Origin of the sequence: Mariniflexile ostreae (assembly GCF_042427585.1) — a bacterium.
In the GTDB taxonomy this organism is placed as follows: Bacteria; Bacteroidota; Bacteroidia; order Flavobacteriales; family Flavobacteriaceae; genus Pseudalgibacter; species Pseudalgibacter ostreae.
Genome location: NZ_JBHMFC010000019.1, coordinates 20,781 through 46,401, shown reverse-complemented (window position 1 = coordinate 46,401; position 25,621 = coordinate 20,781). Strand labels below are relative to the sequence as shown.

The 25,621-nt window shown below is 36.2% G+C and carries 20 protein-coding genes; 3 read left to right on the top strand and 17 right to left on the bottom strand.

The features are described 5' to 3' along the window. The first annotated feature begins 891 nt into the window (after positions 1-891). The 3 genes from ACFFU9_RS06305 to ACFFU9_RS06295 all read left to right on the top strand — a co-directional run bounded on the left by ACFFU9_RS06305 (position 892) and on the right by ACFFU9_RS06295 (position 3,594). On the top strand, positions 892-1,701 hold the full coding sequence (locus tag ACFFU9_RS06305; protein WP_379860550.1) for a hypothetical protein: 810 nt from the start codon (positions 892-894) through the stop codon (positions 1,699-1,701). Positions 1,702-2,089: 388 nt separating this feature from the next. Then, positions 2,090-2,827, top strand: coding sequence for an MlaE family ABC transporter permease (locus ACFFU9_RS06300; protein ID WP_379860549.1), 738 nt, complete (start codon positions 2,090-2,092; stop codon positions 2,825-2,827). Continuing rightward, positions 2,827-3,594 (top strand): ABC transporter ATP-binding protein, encoded by a 768-nt coding sequence (locus ACFFU9_RS06295; protein ID WP_379860548.1) that lies wholly within the window; start codon positions 2,827-2,829, stop codon positions 3,592-3,594. The genes ACFFU9_RS06300 and ACFFU9_RS06295 overlap by 1 nt, the downstream gene beginning before the upstream one ends. Positions 3,595-3,862: 268 nt before the next feature. Here ACFFU9_RS06295 and ACFFU9_RS06290 read toward each other — a convergent pair whose 3' ends face one another. The 17 genes from ACFFU9_RS06290 to ACFFU9_RS06210 all read right to left on the bottom strand — a co-directional run bounded on the left by ACFFU9_RS06290 (position 3,863) and on the right by ACFFU9_RS06210 (position 25,386). Continuing rightward, entirely contained in the window at positions 3,863-5,326 is a 1,464-nt protein-coding gene (locus tag ACFFU9_RS06290; protein WP_379860547.1) for a DUF389 domain-containing protein, read from the bottom strand. Between the two features lie 48 nt (positions 5,327-5,374). Further along, positions 5,375-6,469 carry a mannose-1-phosphate guanylyltransferase gene (locus ACFFU9_RS06285; protein WP_379860546.1) on the bottom strand — a complete coding sequence of 365 codons (1,095 nt, stop codon included), beginning with the start codon at positions 6,467-6,469 and terminating at the stop codon, positions 5,375-5,377. A gap of 42 nt (positions 6,470-6,511) precedes the next feature. Next, a complete protein-coding gene (locus ACFFU9_RS06280) occupies positions 6,512-7,105 on the bottom strand; it encodes a SprT-like domain-containing protein (RefSeq protein ID WP_379860545.1) in 594 nt (197 codons plus the stop codon). A gap of 52 nt (positions 7,106-7,157) precedes the next feature. Next, entirely contained in the window at positions 7,158-7,793 is a 636-nt protein-coding gene (locus tag ACFFU9_RS06275) for an HAD family hydrolase (RefSeq protein ID WP_379860544.1), read from the bottom strand. A 393-nt stretch (positions 7,794-8,186) separates the two neighbouring features. Beyond that, positions 8,187-8,534, bottom strand: coding sequence for an L-rhamnose mutarotase (locus tag ACFFU9_RS06270; RefSeq protein WP_379860543.1), 348 nt, complete (start codon positions 8,532-8,534; stop codon positions 8,187-8,189). 4 nt (positions 8,535-8,538) lie between these two features. Then, positions 8,539-9,870 (bottom strand): L-fucose:H+ symporter permease, encoded by a 1,332-nt coding sequence (gene fucP / locus ACFFU9_RS06265; RefSeq protein ID WP_379860542.1) that lies wholly within the window; start codon positions 9,868-9,870, stop codon positions 8,539-8,541. Between the two features lie 38 nt (positions 9,871-9,908). Continuing rightward, positions 9,909-10,691, bottom strand: a complete 783-nt coding sequence (locus tag ACFFU9_RS06260; protein WP_379860541.1) for an SDR family oxidoreductase — start codon at positions 10,689-10,691, stop codon at positions 9,909-9,911. Between the two features lie 12 nt (positions 10,692-10,703). After that, positions 10,704-11,537 carry an amidohydrolase family protein gene (locus ACFFU9_RS06255; RefSeq protein ID WP_379860540.1) on the bottom strand — a complete coding sequence of 278 codons (834 nt, stop codon included), beginning with the start codon at positions 11,535-11,537 and terminating at the stop codon, positions 10,704-10,706. After that, on the bottom strand, positions 11,537-12,397 hold the full coding sequence (locus ACFFU9_RS06250; protein WP_379860539.1) for a fumarylacetoacetate hydrolase family protein: 861 nt from the start codon (positions 12,395-12,397) through the stop codon (positions 11,537-11,539). The genes ACFFU9_RS06255 and ACFFU9_RS06250 overlap by 1 nt, the downstream gene beginning before the upstream one ends. 92 nt (positions 12,398-12,489) lie before the next feature. Then, positions 12,490-13,272, bottom strand: coding sequence for an SDR family NAD(P)-dependent oxidoreductase (locus ACFFU9_RS06245; RefSeq protein WP_379860538.1), 783 nt, complete (start codon positions 13,270-13,272; stop codon positions 12,490-12,492). Positions 13,273-13,306: 34 nt separating this feature from the next. Beyond that, positions 13,307-14,968, bottom strand: a complete 1,662-nt coding sequence (locus ACFFU9_RS06240) for a UxaA family hydrolase (protein ID WP_379860537.1) — start codon at positions 14,966-14,968, stop codon at positions 13,307-13,309. Positions 14,969-15,103: 135 nt separating this feature from the next. Next, entirely contained in the window at positions 15,104-17,509 is a 2,406-nt protein-coding gene (locus tag ACFFU9_RS06235; RefSeq protein ID WP_379860536.1) for a glycoside hydrolase family 3 N-terminal domain-containing protein, read from the bottom strand. A 65-nt stretch (positions 17,510-17,574) separates the two neighbouring features. Next, entirely contained in the window at positions 17,575-18,315 is a 741-nt protein-coding gene (locus ACFFU9_RS06230; RefSeq protein WP_379860535.1) for a DUF6250 domain-containing protein, read from the bottom strand. A 10-nt stretch (positions 18,316-18,325) separates the two neighbouring features. Continuing rightward, entirely contained in the window at positions 18,326-19,951 is a 1,626-nt protein-coding gene (locus ACFFU9_RS06225; protein ID WP_379860534.1) for a GH39 family glycosyl hydrolase, read from the bottom strand. Positions 19,952-19,985: 34 nt separating this feature from the next. Then, positions 19,986-22,289 carry a glycosyl hydrolase family 95 catalytic domain-containing protein gene (locus ACFFU9_RS06220; RefSeq protein WP_379860533.1) on the bottom strand — a complete coding sequence of 768 codons (2,304 nt, stop codon included), beginning with the start codon at positions 22,287-22,289 and terminating at the stop codon, positions 19,986-19,988. A 44-nt stretch (positions 22,290-22,333) separates the two neighbouring features. Beyond that, a complete protein-coding gene (locus ACFFU9_RS06215; protein ID WP_379860532.1) occupies positions 22,334-23,782 on the bottom strand; it encodes a glycoside hydrolase family 30 protein in 1,449 nt (482 codons plus the stop codon). 8 nt (positions 23,783-23,790) lie between these two features. Further along, entirely contained in the window at positions 23,791-25,386 is a 1,596-nt protein-coding gene (locus ACFFU9_RS06210; RefSeq protein ID WP_379860531.1) for a sialate O-acetylesterase, read from the bottom strand. Positions 25,387-25,621 lie beyond the last annotated feature (235 nt).

Genomic DNA, 25,621 nt, shown 5'->3' with positions numbered 1-25,621 from the left:
ATAATAAATTGGTTTTTAAAAATTAAATTAAATGGTCTTTTTAAGACTTTAAAGCTTTTCTTAAGTTTCTGACTAGTATAAAAAAAAAGAGAAAGCATCAAAAAATTGTTTTTCTTGAACGTTTCTCAATTGGTATTTAAGCCCTTGGCCTAAAGCTTCCTAATGGACATGGTCTTATTTTGGAAAAAAGAGAAAAATTCTAAAACGTTGTCTTAATACTACAAATGTATAGAAATTATATTACAAATATTACTTTTCATAAAAGATTTCATATAAATTTTTAAAAATTGTGCTTTATAAAAAAATGTTTTCCTTAGCTAAAAGAATAGATGATGTGTTAATAAAGGCTGATTAATGTAGGGTAAAGTAATCTAAAACCTATAAGATTTTGTATGATTCCGTAAGGAAACAAGCGGGATATCATGCGTTTTTAGATTAGGGTATCGATTAGATAAAATTCATTTTTTATAAAGACAAAACTCCCCATAAAGAGCTATCAAGATTTTAGATTAGCGGCAAAAATAATTAAAACTACGCATTTTGGAGTCTTTCATCTATAATAGGGCCATCCCATAAAACCATACTCTCTTTTGTCTTACCCATTGCTTTTAATCTCTTTTCTTATCCAGAAACCCTCTAAAACCCATTTTCTAAACTAGATTTATTAAAAAAACAACTTTTTTCGCTTATCGTAGTTTTAATCTTGCAGTTATAATCTACGAAACACTAGAATAGGACACTACTATTTGGAAACAAAACAACAGCTAATTCTCTGTAAGTAAGCCCATTACTACATATATTTTAATTTGTAATAATTTTTATAATAAAAATAACTTCTACGTAATAAAATACATACCTTTGCCGGCTATAAACAACAATTAAAATTTAATCATGAAAAAAACATTTTTATTATTTACAGTTGCATTAATATCTTTAACGTCTTGTAGTTCTGACGACGATGGACAAAACGACAATGGTAACAACAATAGTGGTATAAAATTACCAAAATCAGAAGTTACAACGTCTGAGCCAGAAGGAACAATTTCAAAGCTTGACTACACTTATGACGGTACAAAGATTAAAACAACTTCTGGATCTAATACAACCAAAAGTGTATACACTTACAACGAATCTAACGTTTTAAGTAAAATAGAATTTAAAGAAAACGATATCACTAAATCTTCTACTAAATATGTGTTTGATAATGGAGATATCAAGTCTACAACTACATATTCTGTATCTGCAGATAATGTAGAAACAAAAACCAGTTACATCGAATATACTTACGATGCTGCAGCTAAAACTCAAACTGCTGTAACGACAACCTACCCTGCGGGAGTTCCAACAGTAAGCAATACAAAAATCGTAAATACATACGATGATAACAACTTAGTTAAAACAGTTACTACAGCTACTATTGACGACAAAAACGACACCGTAACAACAACTGTTTATGTTTATGATGATAAATCAAGCTCTATGAAAAATGTTACTGGTCAACCAGCAACTATCGTAAAAGGGCAAAACAACCCAAAAACTATTAATACTACAGTAATTGTTAGAACGGACAATACTAGCGGTACTCCTATCACTACACAATCTACTTATGATTATGAGTATGATGAATCAGGCTTCCCAATATTAGTTACATCTTACAGTGCAGGTTCATTAATTAGTGTAAAAGATATTTTTTACAACTAATTAAATAAAAACATCTCTATTAAAGGTCTAATATCTTAAATGGTATTAGGCCTTTTTTTATAAACTAAGGTCTATCAGTATTTAAGAATATTTCATTATAAAACACCGATTATTGACAATCTAAAATACTAAATTTCCTTTCCTTAGCACATCATGTTTAATAAAAACGAAACCGTCTGGTGTAAAACTTTATTCACTCGAAATATATTGTAATAAAAAAACCGTGTATTGGTTTAGAGTTAAAATCTATTAGAATATAGTACTTAACCATTAGGTTTTAACTTTATCTTTCAATTTTTTAAAACTGTAAACCGATCCATTTATTTATGCCACATTTTATAGCTAAATTGGCTTTTCTTTTTTTACTTTAGCAGTATTAATTTTTCATATGAGTTATCTTCAAAGCATTGGTGCCTATTTTTTAATGATTCGAGAAATGTTTCAAAAACCCACCAAATGGTCGGTAATGAAGCAACTTATTTTTAAGGATATCGATGATTTGATAATTGGCTCATTAGGTATTGTGGCTTTTATTGCTTTTTTTGTGGGTGGCGTGGTTACCATTCAAACAGCATTAAATATTGATAACCCTTTAATTCCAAAATCTTTGGTGGGCTTTGCGACTAGGCAATCCATTGTTTTAGAGTTTGCCCCTACTTTCATTTCTATAATCATGGCCGGTAAAGTTGGATCTTTTATAACGTCTAGCATAGGCACCATGCGTGTTACAGAGCAGATTGATGCTTTAGAGGTTATGGGTATAAATGCATTAAACTATTTGGTATTCCCTAAGTTTATTGCGCTTATGCTTTACCCTTTTATTATTTCAATTGCTATGTTTTTGGGCATTTTAGGAGGCATGGCCGCTTGTGTGTTTGGAGGTTTCTCATCCTTACAGGATTATATAACAGGGGTTCAAATGGATTTTATTCCGTTTCATATCATTTATGCTTTTATAAAGACCTTTGTTTTTGCTTTTCTTTTAGCAACCATTCCGTCTTATCACGGATTTTATATGAAAGGTGGTGCTTTAGAGGTTGGTAAAGCAAGTACAACATCCTTTGTTTGGACCAGTGTTGCCATTATTCTTTTAAACTACGTACTAACCCAAATGTTATTAAGCTAATGATAGAAGTTAAAGATTTACACAAGTCGTTTGGTGGTATAGAAGTACTTAAAGGCATCTCTACGTCTTTTGAAAAAGGGAAAACCAATCTTATTATTGGACAAAGTGGTTCTGGAAAAACCGTATTTCTAAAATGCTTGTTGGGCCTTTTTAATTATGAACAAGGCAGTATTTTATATGAAGGAAAAAAATTTGTAAATCTCACAGAAGATGCTAAACGCGATTTACGCTCTGAAATTGGGATGGTGTTTCAAGGTAGTGCATTATTTGACTCAATGACCATTTCTGAAAACGTTATGTTTCCCTTAAAAATGTTTACCAAACAAAGTAAAAGCGAGATGCAGGATCGTGTAGATTTCGTTCTAAAGCGTGTTAACCTAGGAGATGATCATAATAAAATGCCTAGTGAAGCTTCTGGAGGGATGCAAAAACGAGTTGCTATTGCGCGTGCCATTGTTAATAAACCTAAATATTTGTTTTGTGATGAGCCAAACTCGGGGTTAGACCCCAAAACAGCAATGGTAATTGATAATTTGATTCAGGAAATTACAGAAGAATATCAAATGACGACCGTTATAAATACACATGACATGAATTCCGTTATGGAAATTGGTCATAAAATAGTATTTTTAAAGGATGGACTAAAAGCTTGGGAAGGCTCTAGAGACACTATTTTTAAAACGGATAATGAGGCTGTAACCAATTTTGTGTACTCATCGGAGTTATTCAAAAAAGTGCGTAAAATGTATATTGAAGAAGAGCAATAATCTGCTTTGTTTACCGTATTACCTGCATCCGTCGTCTGGTAATAGCGACTAAAACAATCAGAAAGCACTAATTCTTTCCATATAACACATCCCTCTTTATTGTAAGGTCTTTAAAGCGTATAGTCGTAAAATTAAATTGGTTAAATTTAAAAAAAATCAAACAAGTGTAGTTCATCCAAACTCGTGGGTGTCTTAATGTTTTTTACCAACATACCATATACAGTGCAAAATTCTTCTAAGAACAGAATAAAGAGTTCGTTAAAGCATTTTAATTCAGCCTTTTAACCTGAAGGGTATCTAAATTAAATTTTAGCTTCAGCCATTTCTCTAATTTCTGTTTGTCTTTTCTTCTAGTGCTTTCTTTAGCCAACGAATCGACCCAACGTATGGAAAACACAGGAACAGTATCCATTTTTTTAAAGTTTGAGGTAATCACGTTCGCGTATGAAATCTGCTCTATAGTTTCATAATTGATTCTAACTTCTTTGGTCAATTCTTCAAAAGCCACATAATTACGTTCCAGCTTTGAGAGTTGGTTCACTTTATTCTCTAGATATGTAATTTTTTGGGTTTGCGTTAACAGATCCAAAGAATCTCGAGTACGCAACTCCTCCATGTACCTGAAATTGTCTAAGTTTTTAGATCTGTTCTGATTAAAAACCAAAGTCGTTTTAGTTAAAGCACTATAATTTTTCAGCCTGCCTTCCAAAAGCGCGATGGTAGATTGTGGTATCTCATCTAGCCCAAACGTATTGATTTCGATTAATGAATTACCATCGTCAGAATATTTATAGCTGGCATTTTTAATTAAATACTCTTTATGTGGCAGCGCTTCAAGCTCTGTGTATACAAAGTTTTTAGCATCCCTATCAAAATTACTCTCGCTCAAAACATTTAAGAAAGTCCAAACAGCCGGAATCATAACAACAATAGCCAATAACATGGCCGCTCTAGATATTAGAAGTCGTTTTTTTGAATTGGCATATTTAAGCATTGGAAACCCTAACACTTTTAGTACAATAAAAGTTGCCAAACCTATAAAAATGGTGTTGATTACGAATAAGTACATGGCTCCAAAAAAATACTCGAAGTTACCTTTTGCCAGGCCATATCCCGCAGTGCATAACGGCGGCATTAAGGCCGTTGCAATAGCCACGCCAAAAATAACCGATGCAATAGTACCTTTTTTTGTACGTGCGATAATTAATGCCAAACCACCAAAGAAAGCAATTAAAACATCACGAATGTCTGGTTTTACCCTTCCAAGAAGTTCTGAAGTATCTTCACTTAACGGAAATAACCAAAAGAATAAAAACGCCGTAATTAAACTTAGCACAATCATGGTTGCCAAGTTTATCAAAGACTTTCGTAACGTGTCAATATCATTAATAGCAATAGAGAGCCCTACGCCTAAGATAGGTCCCATTAAGGGTGATATTAACATCGCACCAATAACCACTGCGGTTGAATTGGCATTTAACCCTATAGAAGCAACAAAAACAGAAAACACTAAAATCCATGCCGTAGCCCCTTTAAACGGTATGTCATTTTTTATGGCTTGTATGGTAGCATCTCTATCGGTGTCTTCTCTAAAATCTAAAAGTTCCTTTAAAAAGCTTTTCACACTAATAAGCAAGCCTTGGGCATCCTTTTTTATTTCTTGAGTGGATTTCCCTGTAGCTTTAGCTCCATCGGTATCATCTTCAGAAAAATTGAATTTATTCTCTTCCATTCATTTTAATTAATGATTTATTAGACCATGTTACAAAACCGAAAACTTTTATCCATAATGTTCTCCAAAAGCACCTTTTACCTTCTGAAGCACTCTTTTTATGTCTTGTTCTTTTGATTTTGGGAAAATTAATAATACTTCATCTTTATCTACTATAATATAATCTTGCAAACCATCTATAACTACTATTTTATCTTTTTTGGTGCGAATCATATTGCCAGAAGCATCTTCTGTTAGTGTTCTTGCGTTAACAACGGCATTATTAGAAATATCTTTATCGAGTTTATCGTATAAGCTTCCCCAGGTACCAAGGTCGTTCCAATCAAATTCGGCCGCAATAACATATACGTTGTCCGAAGTCTCCATAATGGCATAATCTACAGAAATATTTTCTGCTTGTTCATAATGGCTTTGGATAAAATCTGTCTCTTTATCTGTATTATAAACGGAAATTCCCGACTCAAACAGTTTGTATAATTTGGGTTGCTTCTTTTGAAAAGCCTCAATTACATCATTAGCACTCCAAATAAAAATACCGGCATTCCATAGAAAATTGCCTTTAGAAATAAATGCTTTCGCTGTTTCGTAGTCTGGTTTTTCCCTAAATTGCTTTACCTCTTTTACCTCTTGATTTTGGCTTTCCTCTGTTTCCAAGCGATCATATTCAATATAACCATAGCCCGTATTTGGAAAAGTAGGTGTTATTCCCAAGGTCATTAAAGCATTGTTTTTTTTACAAAAATCAAAAGCTTGCTGTACATTTTTTGTAAACAAGGTTTCGTCTTCTATCCAATGGTCGCTAGGCGCTACAAGCATTAATGCATCTGGATTTTCTTTTTGTATTTTTAAAGATGCATATAAAATACAAGGTGCTGTATTACGCATGGCGGGTTCTAAAACCACTTGACGTTTTGTTATTTCAGGTAGTTGCTCAAATACTAAATCACTATAACGCGCATTGGTTAAAATAAAAATGTTTTCTTTTGGAATTAGTTTAGTAAGCCTTTGAAACGTTTTTTGGATAAGCGTATCTCCAGTACCCAACATATCGTGAAACTGTTTAGGAAAACCTTCGGTACTTATTGGCCAAAACCTAGACCCCACACCACCAGCCATTAATATAGCGTAATAACTTTTATTCATTATTTTTATTTTAGTTGTTCTATAAAATGTCTTTCCAAAAATTCATAACAACTCCACCTCGGCATTGGGATTGAAAAGATACAGTTTTCCAGACCCAATTTCTACACACTCAAAACGTTTTACACGTTTTTTTCCCATTTTGAAAACTCTCCCATTATAAAGTTTGAAAGTACCTCCTAATGGAACTTCAAATATATAATTTTTATTATTAGCAGGGTCAAACTGTTTTAAAGCCAAAGCCAAAGCCACATCGGTATCACTACTAGCCTTCGGATTTTTAAAATGACGTGCTAAAAGCGGCAATATATCGTTTGGAAATATGGCTGGATTTAAAAAAGGAAACATCAAATGCTGAAAGGTCTTTTTCCACTCTAGACCATGAGGTTTTATAAACTTCCCATAAGTTCTATAGGCCTCGAAGTGTGCTATTTCGTGTATAAGGGTGATTAAAAATCGGTACTTATTCAAATTGGAATTAATCGTTATCTGGTGCTTATCATTAGGTAGTTTACGATAGTCCCCATGCCTAGTTTTACGCTCATTTTTTATTTTGACCGTTAAATTATCATGGTTTAAAAGTTTTAAAACCTGAGGCATCGCTTCATGCGGAATAAAGTCTATAAATTTGCTTTTCATTAAGGCAAAAATAAGAGATTGTTTTGTATAAAAAATAAAAGCATCTTAAAAACTACAACATCCCTAAAAGCTTCTCCATACTATTAAACGTATCGGTCGCTTCAGGCTTTAATTCATTATTATAATCGTGGGCTGTAAATCCAAAAACATCAAAACCTCCAGCTTTTGCAGCTCTTACCCCCGATATGCTATCTTCGATAACCAAGCACTCCTCTGGCTTAAAACCCATTGTTTTTGCCGCCCAAAGAAATACTGCTGGGTCTGGTTTCCATTTTTGAATGGTGTAACAGCTAAAAATCTTAGTTTCAAAAAAAGGCAACAGGCCCGTAAGTTCTAAATTAAGTTTAATTTTACTTTCTGGCCCACTTGAAGCCACGCAAAACGGAAGGTTTATACGCTCTAAAACCTCTACTATTCCTTCAATAGGTTGCATGTGTTCCTTAAAGGCCTTAAAGCTTTTTTCTCTATAATCTGCTTGAAAAGTATCAGGTAGTTTACCCTTTGTAAGCTCTATGAGCTTAGCTTCGCATGCACTCATAAAGCTTCCCTTAAAATGCTTCATACCGTAATCCAAGTCGATATTCGCACCATACATGTTTGCCATATCTACCAGTATTCCAATACTTATCGGTTCGCTATCGACCAGCACACCATCACAATCAAAAATCACACATTTATACTTACTCATAAGACTCTATTTTAATGTAAAAGATTTACAAATATAAGGCCTATTAAATAAAGCATATGGGCTTTTTAATACCGCTACATAATACGTATAAATTATAGCACGATAAAAACAATACGGCCTTAAAAGAATAAAGATTGTAAAAATGTATTTGGAGAATGTTTTGAAAACCTACCTGTATGAAACCGATGGTTTATTAAGAAATATAGAGCATACAACACGTTTTAAACTTTCTGAAAAAAAAGTTTAAAACAATGCGTCCCTAATGCAAGCATATCCTAGATTCGAGTCGCTATAATAGGTTACCTTTCTTTAAATGATAGCTATGCTAAAACACATACAAGTTAAGCCTTAAGGTACTGGTTTATTAGCCACAACACATATTCATCTTTAAATTTATTGTGGGTTTAATTGATAAATCCTATCCATTAGCACCCATTTTTCACCTTCTTTTGCTATAGGAAGAGCTTGTTGATACTTCCACATTAAGGCTTCCCATTCTTGAACCTTAGGGTTTTTAGCATCCATATCTGATTTCTTTTCAAAAGAAAAGGAATCATTTACCTCTAGGATCATAAACAGCCGATTGCCTACACAATAGATTTCGGCATTTTCAATACCTGCATCGAAAAGGCTTTTTGTAATTTCAGGCCAAATCTGTTCGTGATATTTTTTATATTCTGCAATACTATCTTGATCATTAACCAAATCTAAGGTTAAACCATACCGTTTTAAATTTTTCATTTTATTATGTATTTTGTAAAACCTTTTGAGTTATCTCATATTTTTTAAAGACTTTTAACCCATACCAAGCGATAAAAATAAAACAAAATAAGGGTAAAATGAATGAGAAATTAACCTCGGGAACCCCCATAATTTTTATATCTGCTACGCCATGACCACCAGCATCTATAATAATGCCTTGAAGCTTGGGCATTAAAGCACCCCCTACAATAGCCATAACCAAACCTGCAGACCCCACTTTAGATTGCTCTTCAGTTAAGCCTCCTAAAGCAATACCATAAATAGTGGGAAACATTAAAGACATAAAAAATGAAATTGCCACCAGGCAATATAGCCCAAAAACGCCTTGAACAAACATCGTTCCAAAGCAAAGCACTATAGACGCAAGAGCAAAGTACATCAATAATTTCCCTGAGCTTAGAAAACGCAATAAGAGTGTTCCAAAAGCTCGTCCAACAGCAAATAAAATAAAAGCAACTAATTGATAGTAACCAGCGGTAACACCATCCATACCCATGGCTTCTGAATATTGATAAATATACGTCCAACACATAATTTGAGCACCCACATATAGAATCTGTGCCAAAACACCAAAAACGTATTTTCTATTTTTAGTTAAACTCGCAAACGTGTCTCCAATGCTGGGCATCCCCCCTTCATCTTTACTTTGTGGCATTTTACTAACCAAAAACAAAACAAAAACGACAAGTATAACCAATCCTAAAATCACGTATGGGTCGCGAATAGCCATTAAATCGGCTGTTTTAATGGCCATTTTTGAAGCTTCGTCTAAAGCACTAAAATCTGTTATACCATCCGATTTTAAATTCTTTATAACAAACTGCTGTGCAACAACCAAACCAATTATTAAACCTAACGGATTAAAAGCCTGTGCTAAATTTAAACGCTGAGTAGCAGTTTCTTTAGCCCCCATTGCTAAAACATAAGGGTTCGCCGCGGTTTCTAAAAAAGCTAAACCAAAGGTTAAAACGTACAGACCAAGACAGAAAAACAGAAAACTTTCGGACTGGGCTGCTGGAAAAAACAACAAAGCACCTGTAGCATATAGTCCGAGACCAATTAAAATCCCAACTTTATAGGAATACTTTCTCATGAACAAGGCTGCCGGCAAAGCCATACAAAAATAGCCCCCATAAAATGCCATTTGCACCCAAGCTGCTTCAGAATTAGAGAGTTCCAACACTTTTTTAAAAGCTTGCACCATGGGATCTGTTACGGCATTAGCAAATCCCCAAAGCGCAAATAAGGAGGTTACTAAAATAAAAGGGATGAGTACCTTTTTTGATACTACAGGCGTTTTTTGAGTGGTATTCATATAATGCTAGTTCGTTTTAGTTGTTTTTTTTTATTTATTTATTCTAAAGCCCTATCTAAATGGGTATAGCCGCCATCTACGTAAAGTAACTGGCCTGTGGTGTGGCTAGACTTATTCGATAATAAAAAAACGACTGTATCTCCAATTTCCTCAATAGTTGTCATTCTTTTTCCTAAAGGGATGTTTTTAGTAATATTGGCTAATGTGTCTTCTGGGTTTGAAAACGTTTTAATCCAATTATCATATTGTGGGGTATCACATTCTGCAACAATGACGGCATTAACACGTATAGCGTATGGCAGTAACTCTAAGGCCCACTCTCTTGTTAGGGCATTACGTCCGCCATTGGAGGCAGCATAGCCTGAGGTTCCCCCTTGTCCTGTATCAGCTGTTTTAGATCCAATGTTCACAATAGCTCCCTTACTTTTTTTAAGCTCGGGCAACGCATAATGTGCCATAAGATAATAATGCACCACATTTCGTTTTAAAGATTCCATGAATCCTTGATAATTGCCACTTTCTAAACCTACGCCATCATTAACTCCTGCATTGTTAACAAGCCCATCAATACGTCCGTATTTATCAATTACTGATTTTACGGCATTTTCGCATTGCTCTGGATCGGTAAGTTCTGCCAAAGTATAAAACACGTCCTTACCCTTCTTTTTTAATGCCTCAACAACTTTTAAGACACTTGCCTCATTTCTGGTAACAATTACCGGAATGGCATCTTCTTTTAATAAGGACTCCACGACCCCTAAGCCAATACCTTTGGAACCTCCTGTAACTATTATGACTTTATTCTGTAACTGTAAATCCATTTCTAATAATACTTATATGTTTATATTATATACCCTTGTAGCGTTTCCTCCCATTAGCATTTTTTTATCTTCTTCAGTAAAACCATTAAAATAATTCATAATTATGTTTAAGACCTCTTGATAGTTTCCTGCAAGCAAACAAACAGGCCAATCTGAACCAAAAAGCAGTCTATTAGTGCCAAAAGCATTAACTACAGTGTCTAAAAAAGGGGTAAAGACAGATTCTTCCCATTGATTATTTTCGGTTTCGGTAATTAAGCCTGAAACTTTACAGGATACATTTTGATAAGCCGCCAATGCTTTAATGTTATTTCCCCATTCTGTATCGACTCCTTTAGATATATTAGGTTTTGCAATATGGTCTAAAATAAATTTTTGATCAGGAAACTTATCTACCAAGGCTATCGCTTGCTTTAACTGATTTTGATGAATTAAAATATCATAGGTTAACCCAAGTGGCACTAATTTTTGGATACCGTTTAAAAAATTCGGTTTCAACATAAATTCGGGATCGCTCTCCGCTTGAACGATATGCCTAACGCCTTTAAAGTTTGTGTCTTTAGAAAAGTACGCTAATCGTTCTTCCACATTATCTGCCCGTAAATCTACCCAACCTACAACGCCTTTAATAAAGGGGTTATTTTGAGCACATTGCAACAGAAACGAGGTTTCTTCTTCAGACTGATCTGCTTGAACGGCGATACATCCATCAACATTATTGGCGTCTAGTATAGGTTTAAGGTCTTTAGGAAGAAAATCCTTTCTAATATCCTTCATAGACTCATCGATCCAACCGTCTCTAGCAGGATTATACTTCCAAAAATGTTGATGGGCATCTATTTTCATTATTGTTTTTGGTAATTTTTACAAACTTGTTTTGAAACTCCTAAGCCTTCAATACCCAATTCCATTACATCGCCTTCTTTTAAATATAACGGAGGTGTTAACCCAAGGCCAACGCCAAATGGAGTACCTGTAGATATAATATCACCAGGCAATAAGGTCATAAACTGACTAATATGGCTTACCACATGCTGCACGTTAAAAATAAAATCTGATGTAGAGCTATCTTGCATGGTTTTACCATTCAGCTTTAACCATAAGTTTAAATTATTAGGATCTTTAATTTCATCTTTTGTAGCAATAAAAGGCCCTACAGGAGCGAAAGTATCACACCCTTTACCTTTACACCATTGTCCTGAACGCTCAATTTGAAAAGCACGCTCACTCACGTCATTATGCAAAACATAACCCGCAATATGGTCAAAAGCATCAGCTTCTTCAACATAAGAGGCCTTTTTCCCTATAACAATAGCCAACTCTACTTCCCAATCGGTTTTTTCACTTCCTTTTGGAATAATAACATCATCATTAGGTCCAACAAGAGCCGTGGTAGATTTAAAAAACAGCACGGGTTCTTTTGGTATTTCCATACCTGCCTCTGCAGCGTGTTGTGCATAGTTCAAGCCTACACATACTAATTTAGAAGGTCTTGTTAACGGCACTCCTAACCGTACATGACCCTCTACTTTAGGGCAACTGGATTGGTTTTTTTCTAACCAAGCACTTAATTTTTCAATGCCTTCGTTGCCAAAAAAATCTTCGTTGTAATCTGTACCAAATGCAGAAACATCCAATCTTGTTCCATCTGCCAATTGCACGCCTGGTTTTTCATGGCCTAAGGCTCCAAATCTTATTAATTTCATTTTTTATTTATTTTATTTGTTTATTCTTTTACATTAAAACACGTTTAACGTTTGAATCAAATTGTATTTGGACGTGTTTTCTCTTGTTTTAATTAGTTTCCATTTAATGTTACAAAACCGCCATCGATGGCATAGTTTGATCCTGTAATGAAACTAGCTTCATCGGAACAAAGGAACAAAGCCAAATCGGCTATTTCCTGTGGTTTCCCCATACGTCCAATAGGCTGTGTTTTGGATAGGTTCTCGAACATCTCCTCCTCTTTCCCAGGATAGTTTTTTGTAATAAAACCATCTACAAATGGTGTATGCACCCTAGCAGGCGACATGCAATTACAACGAATACCATCGGCCACATAATCTTTTGCAATAGAATAAGTCATGGTTAAAACCGCACCTTTAGTCATAGAATAAGCAAATCTATTATTGATACCCACTGACGATGCGATAGATGCCAAATTTAAAATAACGCCACCTCCACTAGCTTTTAAACTGGGGATACAGGCTTTTATACAGTTATAAAGTCCTTTTATGTTTACATTATACAACCTATCTAAATCGGCTTCTTCCACCGCTTCAACATTCCCAACATGAGCAATCCCTGCATTGTTTATAAGGATGTGAATGCCATCTTTTTGCGTAATCGTGTTGATAATACTATTTACGTTACTTTGATTTGAAACATCACATTGATGTGCTTCCGAAGCACCTCCAAGGGCTATAATATCATTAACGGTTTCTTTAGCCGCGTCTAAATTAAAATCTAATATATGCACTTTGGCACCTTGTTTAGCAAAGGTTAAGGATATTGCTTTTCCAATTCCACTACCTCCTCCTGTTACTAAGGCTACTTTGTTTTTTAAGCTAAATTTTGTCATTTTAAATCAATTATTTTATTGTGTTCAATGTTCATTATAAAGACATCCCTCGTTTCCATGGAATAAAATCGTCTTGTCTTAGCTGCCTTGCCTTGGTCTGTTTACCACTAGCCACCTCAATGATATAGTCTAATAAAGTTACTCCTGTTTCTGGAATTGTTTTAGCTCCTTCAATAATAGCTCCAGCATTAAAATCGATAATGTCGTTCATTTTATTGAATAATTTAGTATTAGACGATACTTTTATAACGGGTGTAATAGGGTTGCCTGTTGGTGTACCCAACCCTGTTGTAAATAATATAATATTACAGCCAGAACCTGCCAATCCTGTTGTAGATTCCACGTCGTTTCCTGGTGTACACAATAAACTCAAGCCAGGTTTCACCACCTGCTCTGTATAGTCTAACACATCCTCAACTGGCGAACTCCCTCCTTTTTTAGCGGCTCCTGCCGATTTTATAGCATCGGTAATTAAACCATCTTTAATATTTCCCGGTGAAGGATTCATGGAAAATGCTGCACCTAAAGCTTCTGCCTTAGAATTGTATGTAGACATGATATGTGAAAACTTTTTAGCCTTCTCTGGACTAGTACACCTGTTAATCAGTTCCTGCTCTACGCCATTAAGTTCTGGGAATTCAGACAATACGGTAGCGCCGCCTAAACCGACAATTAAGTCGGAAACATACCCTAATGCGGGATTTGCTGAAATACCCGAAAAGCCATCAGACCCACCACATTCTAAGCCTATAACCAATTTTGATAAAGGTGCGGGCTTTCTTTTTATTTTATTAGCCTCCATTAAACCTACAAAGGTTTTCTTTACAGCTTCTGCCAATAATTCTTTTTCTGAAACACTTTGCTGTTGCTCTAAAACATAAACAGGTTTTTGAACGTTTGGCGACATTTTTAAAAGTGCATCTTGTAAAATACTTGCTTGAGCATGTTGGCAGCCCAAACTTAAAACAGTAGCTCCCGCTACATTAGGATTGTTTATATAACCTGCCAATAAATTGCATAACGCAACCGAGTCTGATGTAGCACCACCACAACCTCCATCATGAGTTAAGAACTTTACGCCATCCACATTTGGGAAAAGTGGATTTTTAGAGCTCTCCTCTCCCTCTCTTAATATGTTTTTTTGTAAAATCATTTCTGCAGAAACACCTGATGTATAATCGCTGATTAAACCTTCTACATTTAATCCTAAATGTTGCTTTTTGCCATAACCCAATTTTTCAACTAAAGCTTCTTTTAATACTTCTACATTTCTATTTTGACAAAATACCAAGGGAATAACCAACCAGTTATTTTCTGTACCCACTTTACCATCGGCCCTATGGTAGCCCTCAAAAGTTCTATTTACAAAACTTGAAATATCAGGTGCTTGCCAAGCCTCTTGCTTATCGGAACCTTTTACACCATAGGCTTCTGTATCATGAACTAGGTTGGACGTACTTATAAGATCACCTTTCGCAATCGATTTCTTAGCTTTACCAACCAAAACACCATACATATATACGGAATCTCCCAAACTTAAGTCCTCTGTTACAAACTTATGCTTTGCGGAAATATCATTCTGGATATCAAAAACGTGATTGTCATGTAGTATTTGTTCTCCTTTCTTTAAATCGGTTAAGGCAACTATGACATTATCCTTAGCGTGTATCTTTAATACTTTTTGATGTGTGGTCATTACTCTTTATAAATTTATACTATTTTACAATACTAACAGAAATGAATCATGTAATCTTCCTAATATTTAGCCAAGAACAATACTTTTTTTGCCCTATGCTAAAATCTAATACTTGAAAAGCAATTATCTGTTTACTCACTGCACGGTAAAGCTGTCTTTTAACTTGATATCTACGGAAGAACTTCCAATCATAACATCAAAATCGCCCGGTTCTACAGTCCAATTCATATTCTTATCTAAAATAGTCAAATCCTCTGGCTGTAATGTAAAATGGATTGTTTTAATTTCATTAGGCTTTAAATGAACCCGCTCGAAGCCTCGTAATATAGATTCGTAAGTGGTGACACTACTTACTAAATCTTTAACGTACAACTGAACAACCTCATCGCCTGCCCGCATTCCCGTATTTTTTATTTTAAAAGACACCTGAACATTTGCTTGCGACTTTAACAAATTGGGTGTAACTTTTAAATCACTATATTCAAAAGTTGTGTAGCTCAATCCATACCCAAAAGGGTATAACGAACCTAAAACACGTGTGTTTCCGTAACCATTTGGCCCAGCCCCTGGCTGGCCCGCTTGCGACCCCGGTTTATAAGGGAAATTTAAAGGGATTTGTCCAACCGTTTTAGGAAAAGTAACCGATAATTTGCCTCCTGGATTATAATCACCAAACAAGGTTTCTGCAATAACCTCTCCTGCTGCTGTACTAGGGAACCAAGCCTCTAAAATAGCTGGCAAGAATTTATTTTCCCAATTTATAGTAAGTGGTTGTCCGTTAATTAGAACTAAAACCACTGGTTTACCGGTTGCGTAAAGTGCTTGAACTAGCTGTGATTGCCTTCCGGGAAGTCCTAAACTGGTTCTCGATTTCGTTTCACCAACCCGCTTTTCGTCTTCACCTACAACGGCAATAATGATATCAGATTGTTGGGCTTGAACAACAGCAGCAGCAATATCCTTCTGTTCCTGCACAGATAACGGTACTGGTATAATTTCACTGCCTGGCCAATCAGGATCAACAATATCACAGCCTTTTACAAAGCGTACATCGGCTTTATTTCCTGCATATTTTTTAACACCTTCAAAAACTGAGACTGATGGATTAAAAGCGGGTCCATATCTGCTATATGTAAAACTAACTTCGTCTGCCAAAGGCCCAGTTACCAGAATTTTCTTCGTTTTATTAATATCTAGGGGCAATAAATTGTTTTCATTTTTAAGAAGCACCAAAGATTCCCGATTAATTTGCTTTGAAAAAGCCTCATCATCGGCGGTATGCACCAATTTGTCAGCAGCTTTAGGATTACGTACATAAGGACTATCAAAAAGCCCTAGTCTAAATTTTACACGCAAAACATCGGCAACTCTAGAGTCTATGGTTTTCATCGAAATTTTCCCTTCATTTATCAATTCGCGTAAAGGTTCAATAAACGATTCTGGAGTTCTAAATGTGGTTCGTACGTTTAAGCCTGCCTCTACAACTTGCCGGACAGCCTCTTTATAATCTTTTGCTACCCTATGCTTTTCTGAAACATACTCTACGGCTTCACTATCGGAAACCACATACCCGTTAAACCCATACTTCTCGCGCAGCAATTCGGTTAAAAAATAGTAGCTTGCTGTTATGGGCACCCCATCATAATCATTATAACTGCTCATAACCCCCATAGGAGCGGCTTCTTTAATAACCCGCTCAAAAGGATACATATGAAGCTGAAACATTTCGCGTGGTGCCACATGTGGATCTGTTCTGGCATCGCCATCACGTGCGCCCTTAGGGATACTGTATACCGCAAAATGTTTTAAGGTTGAGGCCACACCTTGAGATTGTATTCCCAAGGTCATTTGTTTGCCCAGTTCTGCAATATGAAAAGGGTCCTCTCCATAGCATTCTAATACACGGCCCCAACGTTGGTCTCGAGCTACATCTAAAATAGGCGCATACACATTGGTATACCCCAAGGCCTTAGCTTCTCGTCCAACAATTTCTCCTGCTTTTCTAACAAGAGCTTTGTTCCATGTGCTCCCAATTCCTATGGGCGCCGGTAGTGGTGTTGCTTTTTCGTGACATAATCCATGCACACCTTCATTGGTAAAGTCTACAGGGATACCCATTCTTGTTTCTTCTACAAACCATTTCTGCACCTTATTTATTGCTTCTGCATGGGTACTATAAGGAAACGCATACCCAGTATGCGTTTTTTCTTGATTCCAAATGGTGTTTAAATGCTCGTCTATATTAGCAATACCGTCTTTCCAGACACGGTCTTTCCATGCGGCTGTTGGGAGTTCGTCCTCTAACACACGGGCATAACCGTAAAGTGTTGCCAATTGGCAGGTTTTTTCATTAACATTCATCAATGATAGAAGATTATTAACACGAGCTTCTAAAGGGGCTTTAGAATCTTCAAAAATCTCTTTTTTGCCGTTTTTGTTAAAATCGATCCAATCGGTATGATATATGTTTTTTCTCCCATCTTTCATGCCTGTTAAAAGAAAAGAAAAAGCAAAAACCAATAGTATTTTATAGTGCTTCATAATGGTATGATTAAGAAAAAACTGCTTCATTTAAACTTGATTACATTCGTAGGGCTTAAACCGTTTTAATTTGACAATTGATATACTTTGAAGTTATCCACTGTCATATGATTTTTAACCGTTCTAAACCCAAAATACCCAGATGTATACGGATTAGAATCCTCAAAATCTACAAACAATTCATTGTTCCTGTAATACTGTATCACACCATCATTGGCTACTATTCTAATATGATAGCCCGTATTAGGTTCCAGCATATACTTAGCGTCGCTTAAATCGTGCTCAGGAAATATAGGCCTATCACCGTTTCCTACGTAACGTCTAAAACGAGTTGTTTTATTATCGTTTCCACCAACTCCCATGTAATACAATTGAAGCGTATCGTAATTTGAAAATTTACCGCCGCGCTTTTCTGAATTTTCAAATAAATTTGAAGGATTCTCTGGATCGGTAGCCATCCAAAAACAATTTAAATCGGACACCCTATCATTAGGCCCTCCTTTTTGAATCAAAAACACATCATATTCGATGACAATGGGGCCTTCAAACTTTTCTTTAAGCCAAATGGTACAGCCTTTAGCATCATCAATTTCAAGTTTATCATTATGGATTTCTACTGTTCCGCCAGCCGCTTGTTCTACTTGCCAGTTATTTAAGCCTTTATCGAAATTATCCTCATAAATTAAAGTCGCTTCCATTGGAGCGCCATTTATAGTTATAGTTTGAATATTATTTTTACAGGAATTAAACAGCATTATTGAGAATACTAATGCGATTAATATGGATGATTTTTTACTTTGTATCATGGTTTCTCTTTTAATTAATTTGTTTTATTAAGACCAAACTCCACGGTGCTATGTTGTGATTAATGTTTAGTTCGCCATTTTTATCTGCCTTAACATATTCTGTTTTCATGGTATTGGCATAAGCTTTCATGACTTTAATTTCCTCACGGGTTGGTGGTTCTGGTTTGCCCATAGCTTCCCAAAAGTTATGGATATTTCCATGGTCTTTATCTAAGATTTCAATAACAAAATTACTTCCTGCCTTTAATCCTTTTAATGAAAAATTAAGCTTTTTGGATGTTCCCGTTTCGCGTTTATCGCTTCCTGAAGGCACTGCATTTTCATATTCTTTAGGATAATTATACGCTAAAGCCACAACATTATCTGTTTCAGAATCTTTACTAACAAATAAGTAATCATCTTTATATAATTTTTGATTCCCTAATTGGTGCAGCATTCTGTAAGCGTGATAAGAAGGTTTTTTCAATCCTTGAAAATTAATCATACCAAAACCACCATGAAAGATACTTGCAGCACCACCTTTTTCCTCAAAAATATCAGTAAACGTCCATAACGCTAATGAATTGGTTAAGCCAATACAATCTAAATTCGATTTTACAATATACGCTGCTGCAGGCAACCTGTCGTGCATAGGGTCTCTACTACTTGGACTAGTATGCCATTCGGTAAGGTGAATTTCTACATCTGGAAAATCGCTTTTTGCAATAGTGCGGTTTAACCATTCTAAATCTTCTTTAACAGATTGCACATGTCGTGTAAGGCCCTTTCCTTTTCCTGTTTCTGGATTAAAGGCATAATCTGTAGGATAAGGATGTGTACTTACAAAATCGACGGGTAAACCCTCTGCCTTACAATATTTTAAAAAATCTTCGATCCAGACCCCTTTCCATTGTAAACTATTAATGTCGTTGGTATTAAAAACAGCTTCCGAAGCTTCATCATCTGTCGTTTCTCCATCAAAACGCGTATCGGGCACAAAATTACTAGTTGATGGCCCCCCAATTTTAAGTTGGCTATCTACCGATTTAACGGCCATTGCTGATTGTTTATAAAGCTCAAAATACTGAGACTTCGTACCATCCCAAAACAACGGATACAAATTAGGTTCATTCCAAACTTCGAAATACCAGGTGCGAACTTCGTCGATACCATAACGATCTACACAATGCTGCGTAAAAGCTTTTACCAAATTGTGCCACTCGCCAAACTTGCTTTCATCTGGTGTAATATTAGCTTTCCACCAGAAAACAGTTTTAGAATTTTCTGCGGCCATACTTGATGGTAAAAAGGCCAACTCTACAAAAGGCTTAACATTTAAGTCTAACATTCTATCGAACAAATCGTCGATATACTGCCAATTATAAAGTAGCTTTCCTCTTTCTTCTACAATGGGGAACATATCGTCATGAAACAACCCATGAAAGCGCACATATTCAAATCCGCAATGTTCTTGCACATCCTGTAATTGCTCTAACCAACCCGCTCTCAAGCCTTCGTTTGCCCGACCAGCACCCACCATTTTACTCCAATAATGATCAAAGGGCTCGCCTTGTTTTTGCACATCGATGTTGATGTTTTTTTGTGCACTAACCATTAAAGCACTTCCGAAAACCAAACTGAAAATTATATTTTTCATTACGCTCATATTTAACTTTTTAATAGCATTTAATTTAATATTTATAATCAGGAACTTCATATTCCATTATTTCACTATAATTCCTTCCTTTTTTTACGCCGTACTGGTTTATTTCCGATTCTAAATGTGTTATGTACATAACTTCTGCTTGCCTAATTTTTTTAGGGGCAATCCATATAGATTCTCCTTTTTTCAAATCAATAACAAAATCATGTTCTGAGTTTTTAACTATACTGACTTCTCTCCCTTTACTAATTTGAATGGCATGCGTCCAATCTGCAACTTTTAAAACACAGGGTTGGCCAGACACACTTTTTATAGCTACCCACTCGGTTTTTCCTTCACGCCTACTAGCACTAACTAGGAAACCGCCCTGCGCTCTTAGGTCTTGAAAGGAAGCTTCTTGCCATGAATCTGGTACGGCAGGAAACACACGTATTTTATCTCCCCAGCTTTGTAATTGCAATTCCATAATGGACGCTGCAGCACTTAAAGGCGTTTCAATAACAGGGTTTAATCCATTTCCTTCCATATAAAATGTATTGGGCAATAATAGAGCTCTTCCAATATCTCCCGCTAAAAAACGCTGCAACAACTTGTTCGCTTCATTACCTTTACTTAGTGCTGCATATAAAGACGCAGCTCCTGTATAGGCATAACCTCCTAGTTTACTGCCGTTCTCTATTTTATGCCAATGCACCACGGATTTCTCAACCAATGCCCGATCCTTAGGATTATCGGGATTTAATTGAAACAAAGGGTATAAGGCGAGTAAGTGAGAATAATGCCTATGGGACATATCCACAGATTGGTCACTTCCAATCATAAGGCCGTGCTCGTCTACAGGGTAGTCAATTAAATCCCTTAAAGTTTGTTTCCATCTGATAACCCCTTCTTGATTCGTATTGAATTTCACATTAGAATCAATCAATCCATTTAAAAGCCATCGTAAAATGGCCAGGTTATAATTGGTGTTTTTAAAAGATTTAAAGCCCAAATATTCAGGAGACCCCATGGGTTTTAACTCTATTTGACCTTTGTCATTTCGGAGCATTTTAGCCTCATACTTTTCCAAAATTTTTATTGCTTTTGGCACCCATTTGTTTTGAATGGCTTCCTCATCACCTTTATATTTAAAATACAACCAATAATTATGTGTGGCCCAAGCAAAATCCCCTAAATTACTACCGCTTTTATGCGCCACCATATAGTCGAAATGCGTATCTATTAAGTGGATAAAGTTTTGGGCGATATCCAAATGGTTACTGGTATTAAATGGCCAATACGTTAATTGCACATTTAGGTTCCACCATAAACTTGGCCAACCGGTATTCTTATAAAAAGGCCCCATTAAATCTAGAGCAGGACCATCGGCACGAGAACTGGCTGCCATTTTATAAATCTGAATCCAGTAAAATGATTCCATTTTAGTGTCGGGCATGGTTATAAACGACTTTTTATAATACTGATGCCACCACTCTCTATGAGAACTTTCGATTGTTTTTGTTTTAGAGGCCATAGCCTCTTTTACCGTTTTAACCGCAACTTTAGCTGAAACATTTGCTGCAGGCACCTCATTGGCAATAGCCACATATAAAGTAGATTCTCTGTTTTTCAATTTTCGCTCGGCCCAAGCTGTAGCATAATCGCCTCCTGCCAATAACGCTTGTGTACATATGGACACCCCATTATCGGTTGTTATTACGGGTTTTGGGTTGGGAACATAAGCTAAGGTAGTAGGATGGTCTGGTTTAGCGTAAACTCTAGGTGTTATGGGGTTGCCAGCTAACCATTGCCATTTATAATCAAGCGCTTTTGAATTCTTTTTTTCGGTAGAACTCACTTCTATAACGTTCATCATTCTATCGTAGGGCGTATATGCTCTAAAAGAAATCTCACCTAAATCGGTATAAATAACGCCTCGCACCTCTGCATTCCATAAGTCTTGTCGAATAGAAGCCGATTTAATTTTACCTACAGGAAACAACGCCATTCGTCCAACATCTAATCTAGAAAAATCGTACAAATCGGTGCCTTTTACCCCCATAGATGTTTTTTTATTAGGCGCTCCTCTATGATCTGTAACATCCTGTCTCCCCATGTGAAAGTCTATACGATTTTCTTTCATCGTAGCATAAATCATCATACCTACTTGTCCGTTTCCCGTAAAGGCACCTTCATTCCATTGCATGGGAATTTCTTCCCAGACCAAATCATGCTGTCCTAAAAATTTCGACCAATCTATACGGTCTACCAGTTGGGCGTTTGAATGGATAAACACCATTAAACACATTGCAAAACATAATTTTTTCAAGTAAAAACTAAAAAAACTCTTCATATCAACATTGGTTATTTTAAAGCTCGGCCGTGCTTATGCATTCACTATCCCACAATTACTGTATTAATAGATTTTGCTGCTACTTTAACCGTTATAGGCTCCTTATCTATTGTAATATTAAGTACGGTATCCACATCTTCTGGATTATACACCAAAACCATAATACGATTATCTTTAAGTTTAAAAGCCAAATGGTTTTTTCCTTTTGAAGATTTTAAATAATGGTCTCCAGGCTGCACAAAATGGGATACGTGTTTAAACAAATAAAACTCGTCTGTATATTTTATAGATTTTGAGTTCTTATCAATTACCACCATAGAGTTTTGCGGCCATCCCCAAGCGCTTTTCCCGGTTTCGTCCAGAACCATATTCCAATACATATAAGATCCAGTCCCATTATTGAAGTAATGCACTAAATCGTTCCATGACCTTTCCACCGAAGTCCAGTCGTTTTCATGTTCACCACACTTGTTTTCTGTTTGCATTAACTTTAAATCTGGAAAAGCTTTATGAACAGTTGGGATTGATTTTGCACCTCCCCATTGAAATCCAACACCTGAAATGTATTTAGCAGTAGATTTATACTCTAAAATGGTTTTTACATAATTTGGGTCGCTTGAATTGACGGTGCCCAACCAGATTTCCGTATCTAATTTATCGGTTTCAAACTGAGGGCCAAGATAACCATCGATAAAATAAGCCATATCTTCTGGTCTCCACGTACAACTTGGCCAATTTGGTTGAAAAGCGATCTCGTTTTGAGGCATGATGGCGAACAAAGGAATCCCCGCTTTAGCGTAAGACTGTACGAATTTTGAAAAGTATAAGGCATATGCCTTTAAATAACGTTCTTGCATTTTAAAAGCTGTAGCGTTATTATTGATTTCAGCACCAAGATCCATTTGATTGCCTTCAATAGCATTTTCAAAATTACCACTTCTCATCGCATAATGTTCATTTACTTTCATCCATGCAGGAGGCGTCCAAGGAGAAGCCCAAACTTTCAAATCGGGCCGTGCTTTTAAAGCTGCTTTTATGTAAGGAATGAGAATATATTTATCTCTATCGATATTAAAATCACGCATACCAAAATCGCCTGGAACATCATTACTCGTATAATAACTTAAAGAATAATCTGAAGCTCCCATAGGAATACGGCACATAGAAAAATTACATCCGTCTTTGGAAAACAAGGCTTCTATAACCTCTTGAGTTCCTTTTTCGTCTAGAGACTGGATGGCATCCCAGCCCAATTCATTAAAAGCACCTCCTATACCCGCTACTTTTTGCAATAGGCTATCGGTATAAACGGTAATATTTGCTGTTGCATTTTTAGTGTCTTTTTGTAAAAACTTTTTCGGCTGTACCCAACGCTGGGTAGCAGTTGTATAAATTAAGTCTACGTTTTGGGCAAAAAGCACATTCATAGACCAAAACACAACTCCTAAAACCAAATATTTAATTTGGAACTTAACATGGGGTCTTTTTTTCATATCTAATATTAATTTTCAGTTGTAAAAACAGCGGCAGGCAAGCCTTCATTATTATACAAATTTGCTCCATCTGGTGTTCCAGACCAAGCATACCTTACGTTTACTGGATTTGGCACCGATGCGCTCCAAACTTCTATTTTAGAATTAGAAATTATTTTAGCTTCAGCTGGCAACCACTTCCCATCTTGCCCAACAATCTCGAAACTTTTTAAGGGTTCATTAACCTTAACAGTAGCCTCTAATAAATGTTTATTCCCAACCATTAGCCCCGTACCTACTTCATCAAATTCAATTTGCATTTTATTTCCTTTCACCTCCTGCTGTTTATATAGAGGCCCACTTACTACATCAATATTTAAGTTGTAATCCTTTTGTAAAGCCCAAAAAGCCAATCGTTTTCCTGCATCCATCTTGTTATGTGGATGGATGTCTTTGGCTTCACCAATATCATGTAAAACTGCCATTCCTGTATGCGGTAATTTTAAGGTTCTACGAAGTTGATCGTTAACAGTAGCCCATCCCTTATCCGCCTCATCATTTCCACGTTTACAAGATGCTAATTGTGCCCAATAAAATGAAAAATCTCCTTGATTCCATTCCTTTCTCCAGCTGGTTATCATCGTAGAAAAATAATGTTCATACTCATTTGCCATATACACCGCATTACTTTCTCCTTGATACCATATCGCTCCTTTTATAGCAAAAGGTACAATAGCCGAAATCATACCGTTATGCAGCGTTGCAGGCAATTGCATGTTTTCTGTAGGATGTGTAGCCGGTTTAGGTTTTTTCCCTTTACCGCCTTTCTTTTCCCATTTTGCCAATTCCTTTTGATAAGCTTTATCGACATAGCCCGGAGCATCCATTTTTTCGATTGTAGCCCTAGAGCCTGCTCTACTCGCTTCAAAATATGCCTTCATATTTTCATCTTCGAAATAAGCCGCCTCTGAAATCCATGGCTGAACACGCGTACCGCCCCAGGAACATTCTAGTAATCCAATAGGTACATTTAAGTGCTTACGAAGTTCTTTAGCAAAAAAATACCCTGTCGCAGTTATTTTACCAATCTGTTCAGGATTCACACTACGCCAATTTGCTTTAAAGTTAAATTTCTTCTCGAATAACGAGGTGGTCTGCGGTACTTCTATATGGCGAATCCAATCGTCTTGTGCCGTGGCAACCTCATGCCGAATATACTCCACTAAGGGTTGGTGCTGAGGATCCCTGGAGTCGTTTACAAACTTCTCCATAGCAAAATCCATATTAGATTGTCCTGTGCACAACCAAACGTCCCCAGAAAGCACATCGTTTATTTCAATTCTATTTTTTGAAAACACTATAATTTGATGTGGCCCACCAGCTCTAGGTGTCTGTATGTTTGCGCGCCACGTGCCATCTTGATTTGTTATCACTTGTGCTGATGCTCCCCAACTGGTTTCCACGGTAACAATCTCATCAGCATCTGCCCAGCCCCATATAGGAATAATGGTTTCACGTTGGATAACCATATGATTAGAAAAAAGGGGGTTTAAGCTCACATCGGCCAATAAGGCATGAGGCCCTATAAAAAAGAGCGCGACTAGTAATTGAAATACGTTTTTCATCCCATACATTTTAAATATTATTAAAACTAAAAAAGATCCTGTGCGATTTGATTTAAAAGCAATAAGCAGCCGTTTTCTAGTATCTGTAATATTACTATTTAAGACTAAAAAAATCTATAAATTATAACCACATCGCTTTAAATTATCACTCATTTAGAGGGATTATCATTACCACTGGCTCTTCACACGTCTATGCTATAAAAAAAAGCGCTACTAAAACCAGGTTTAGCAGAGC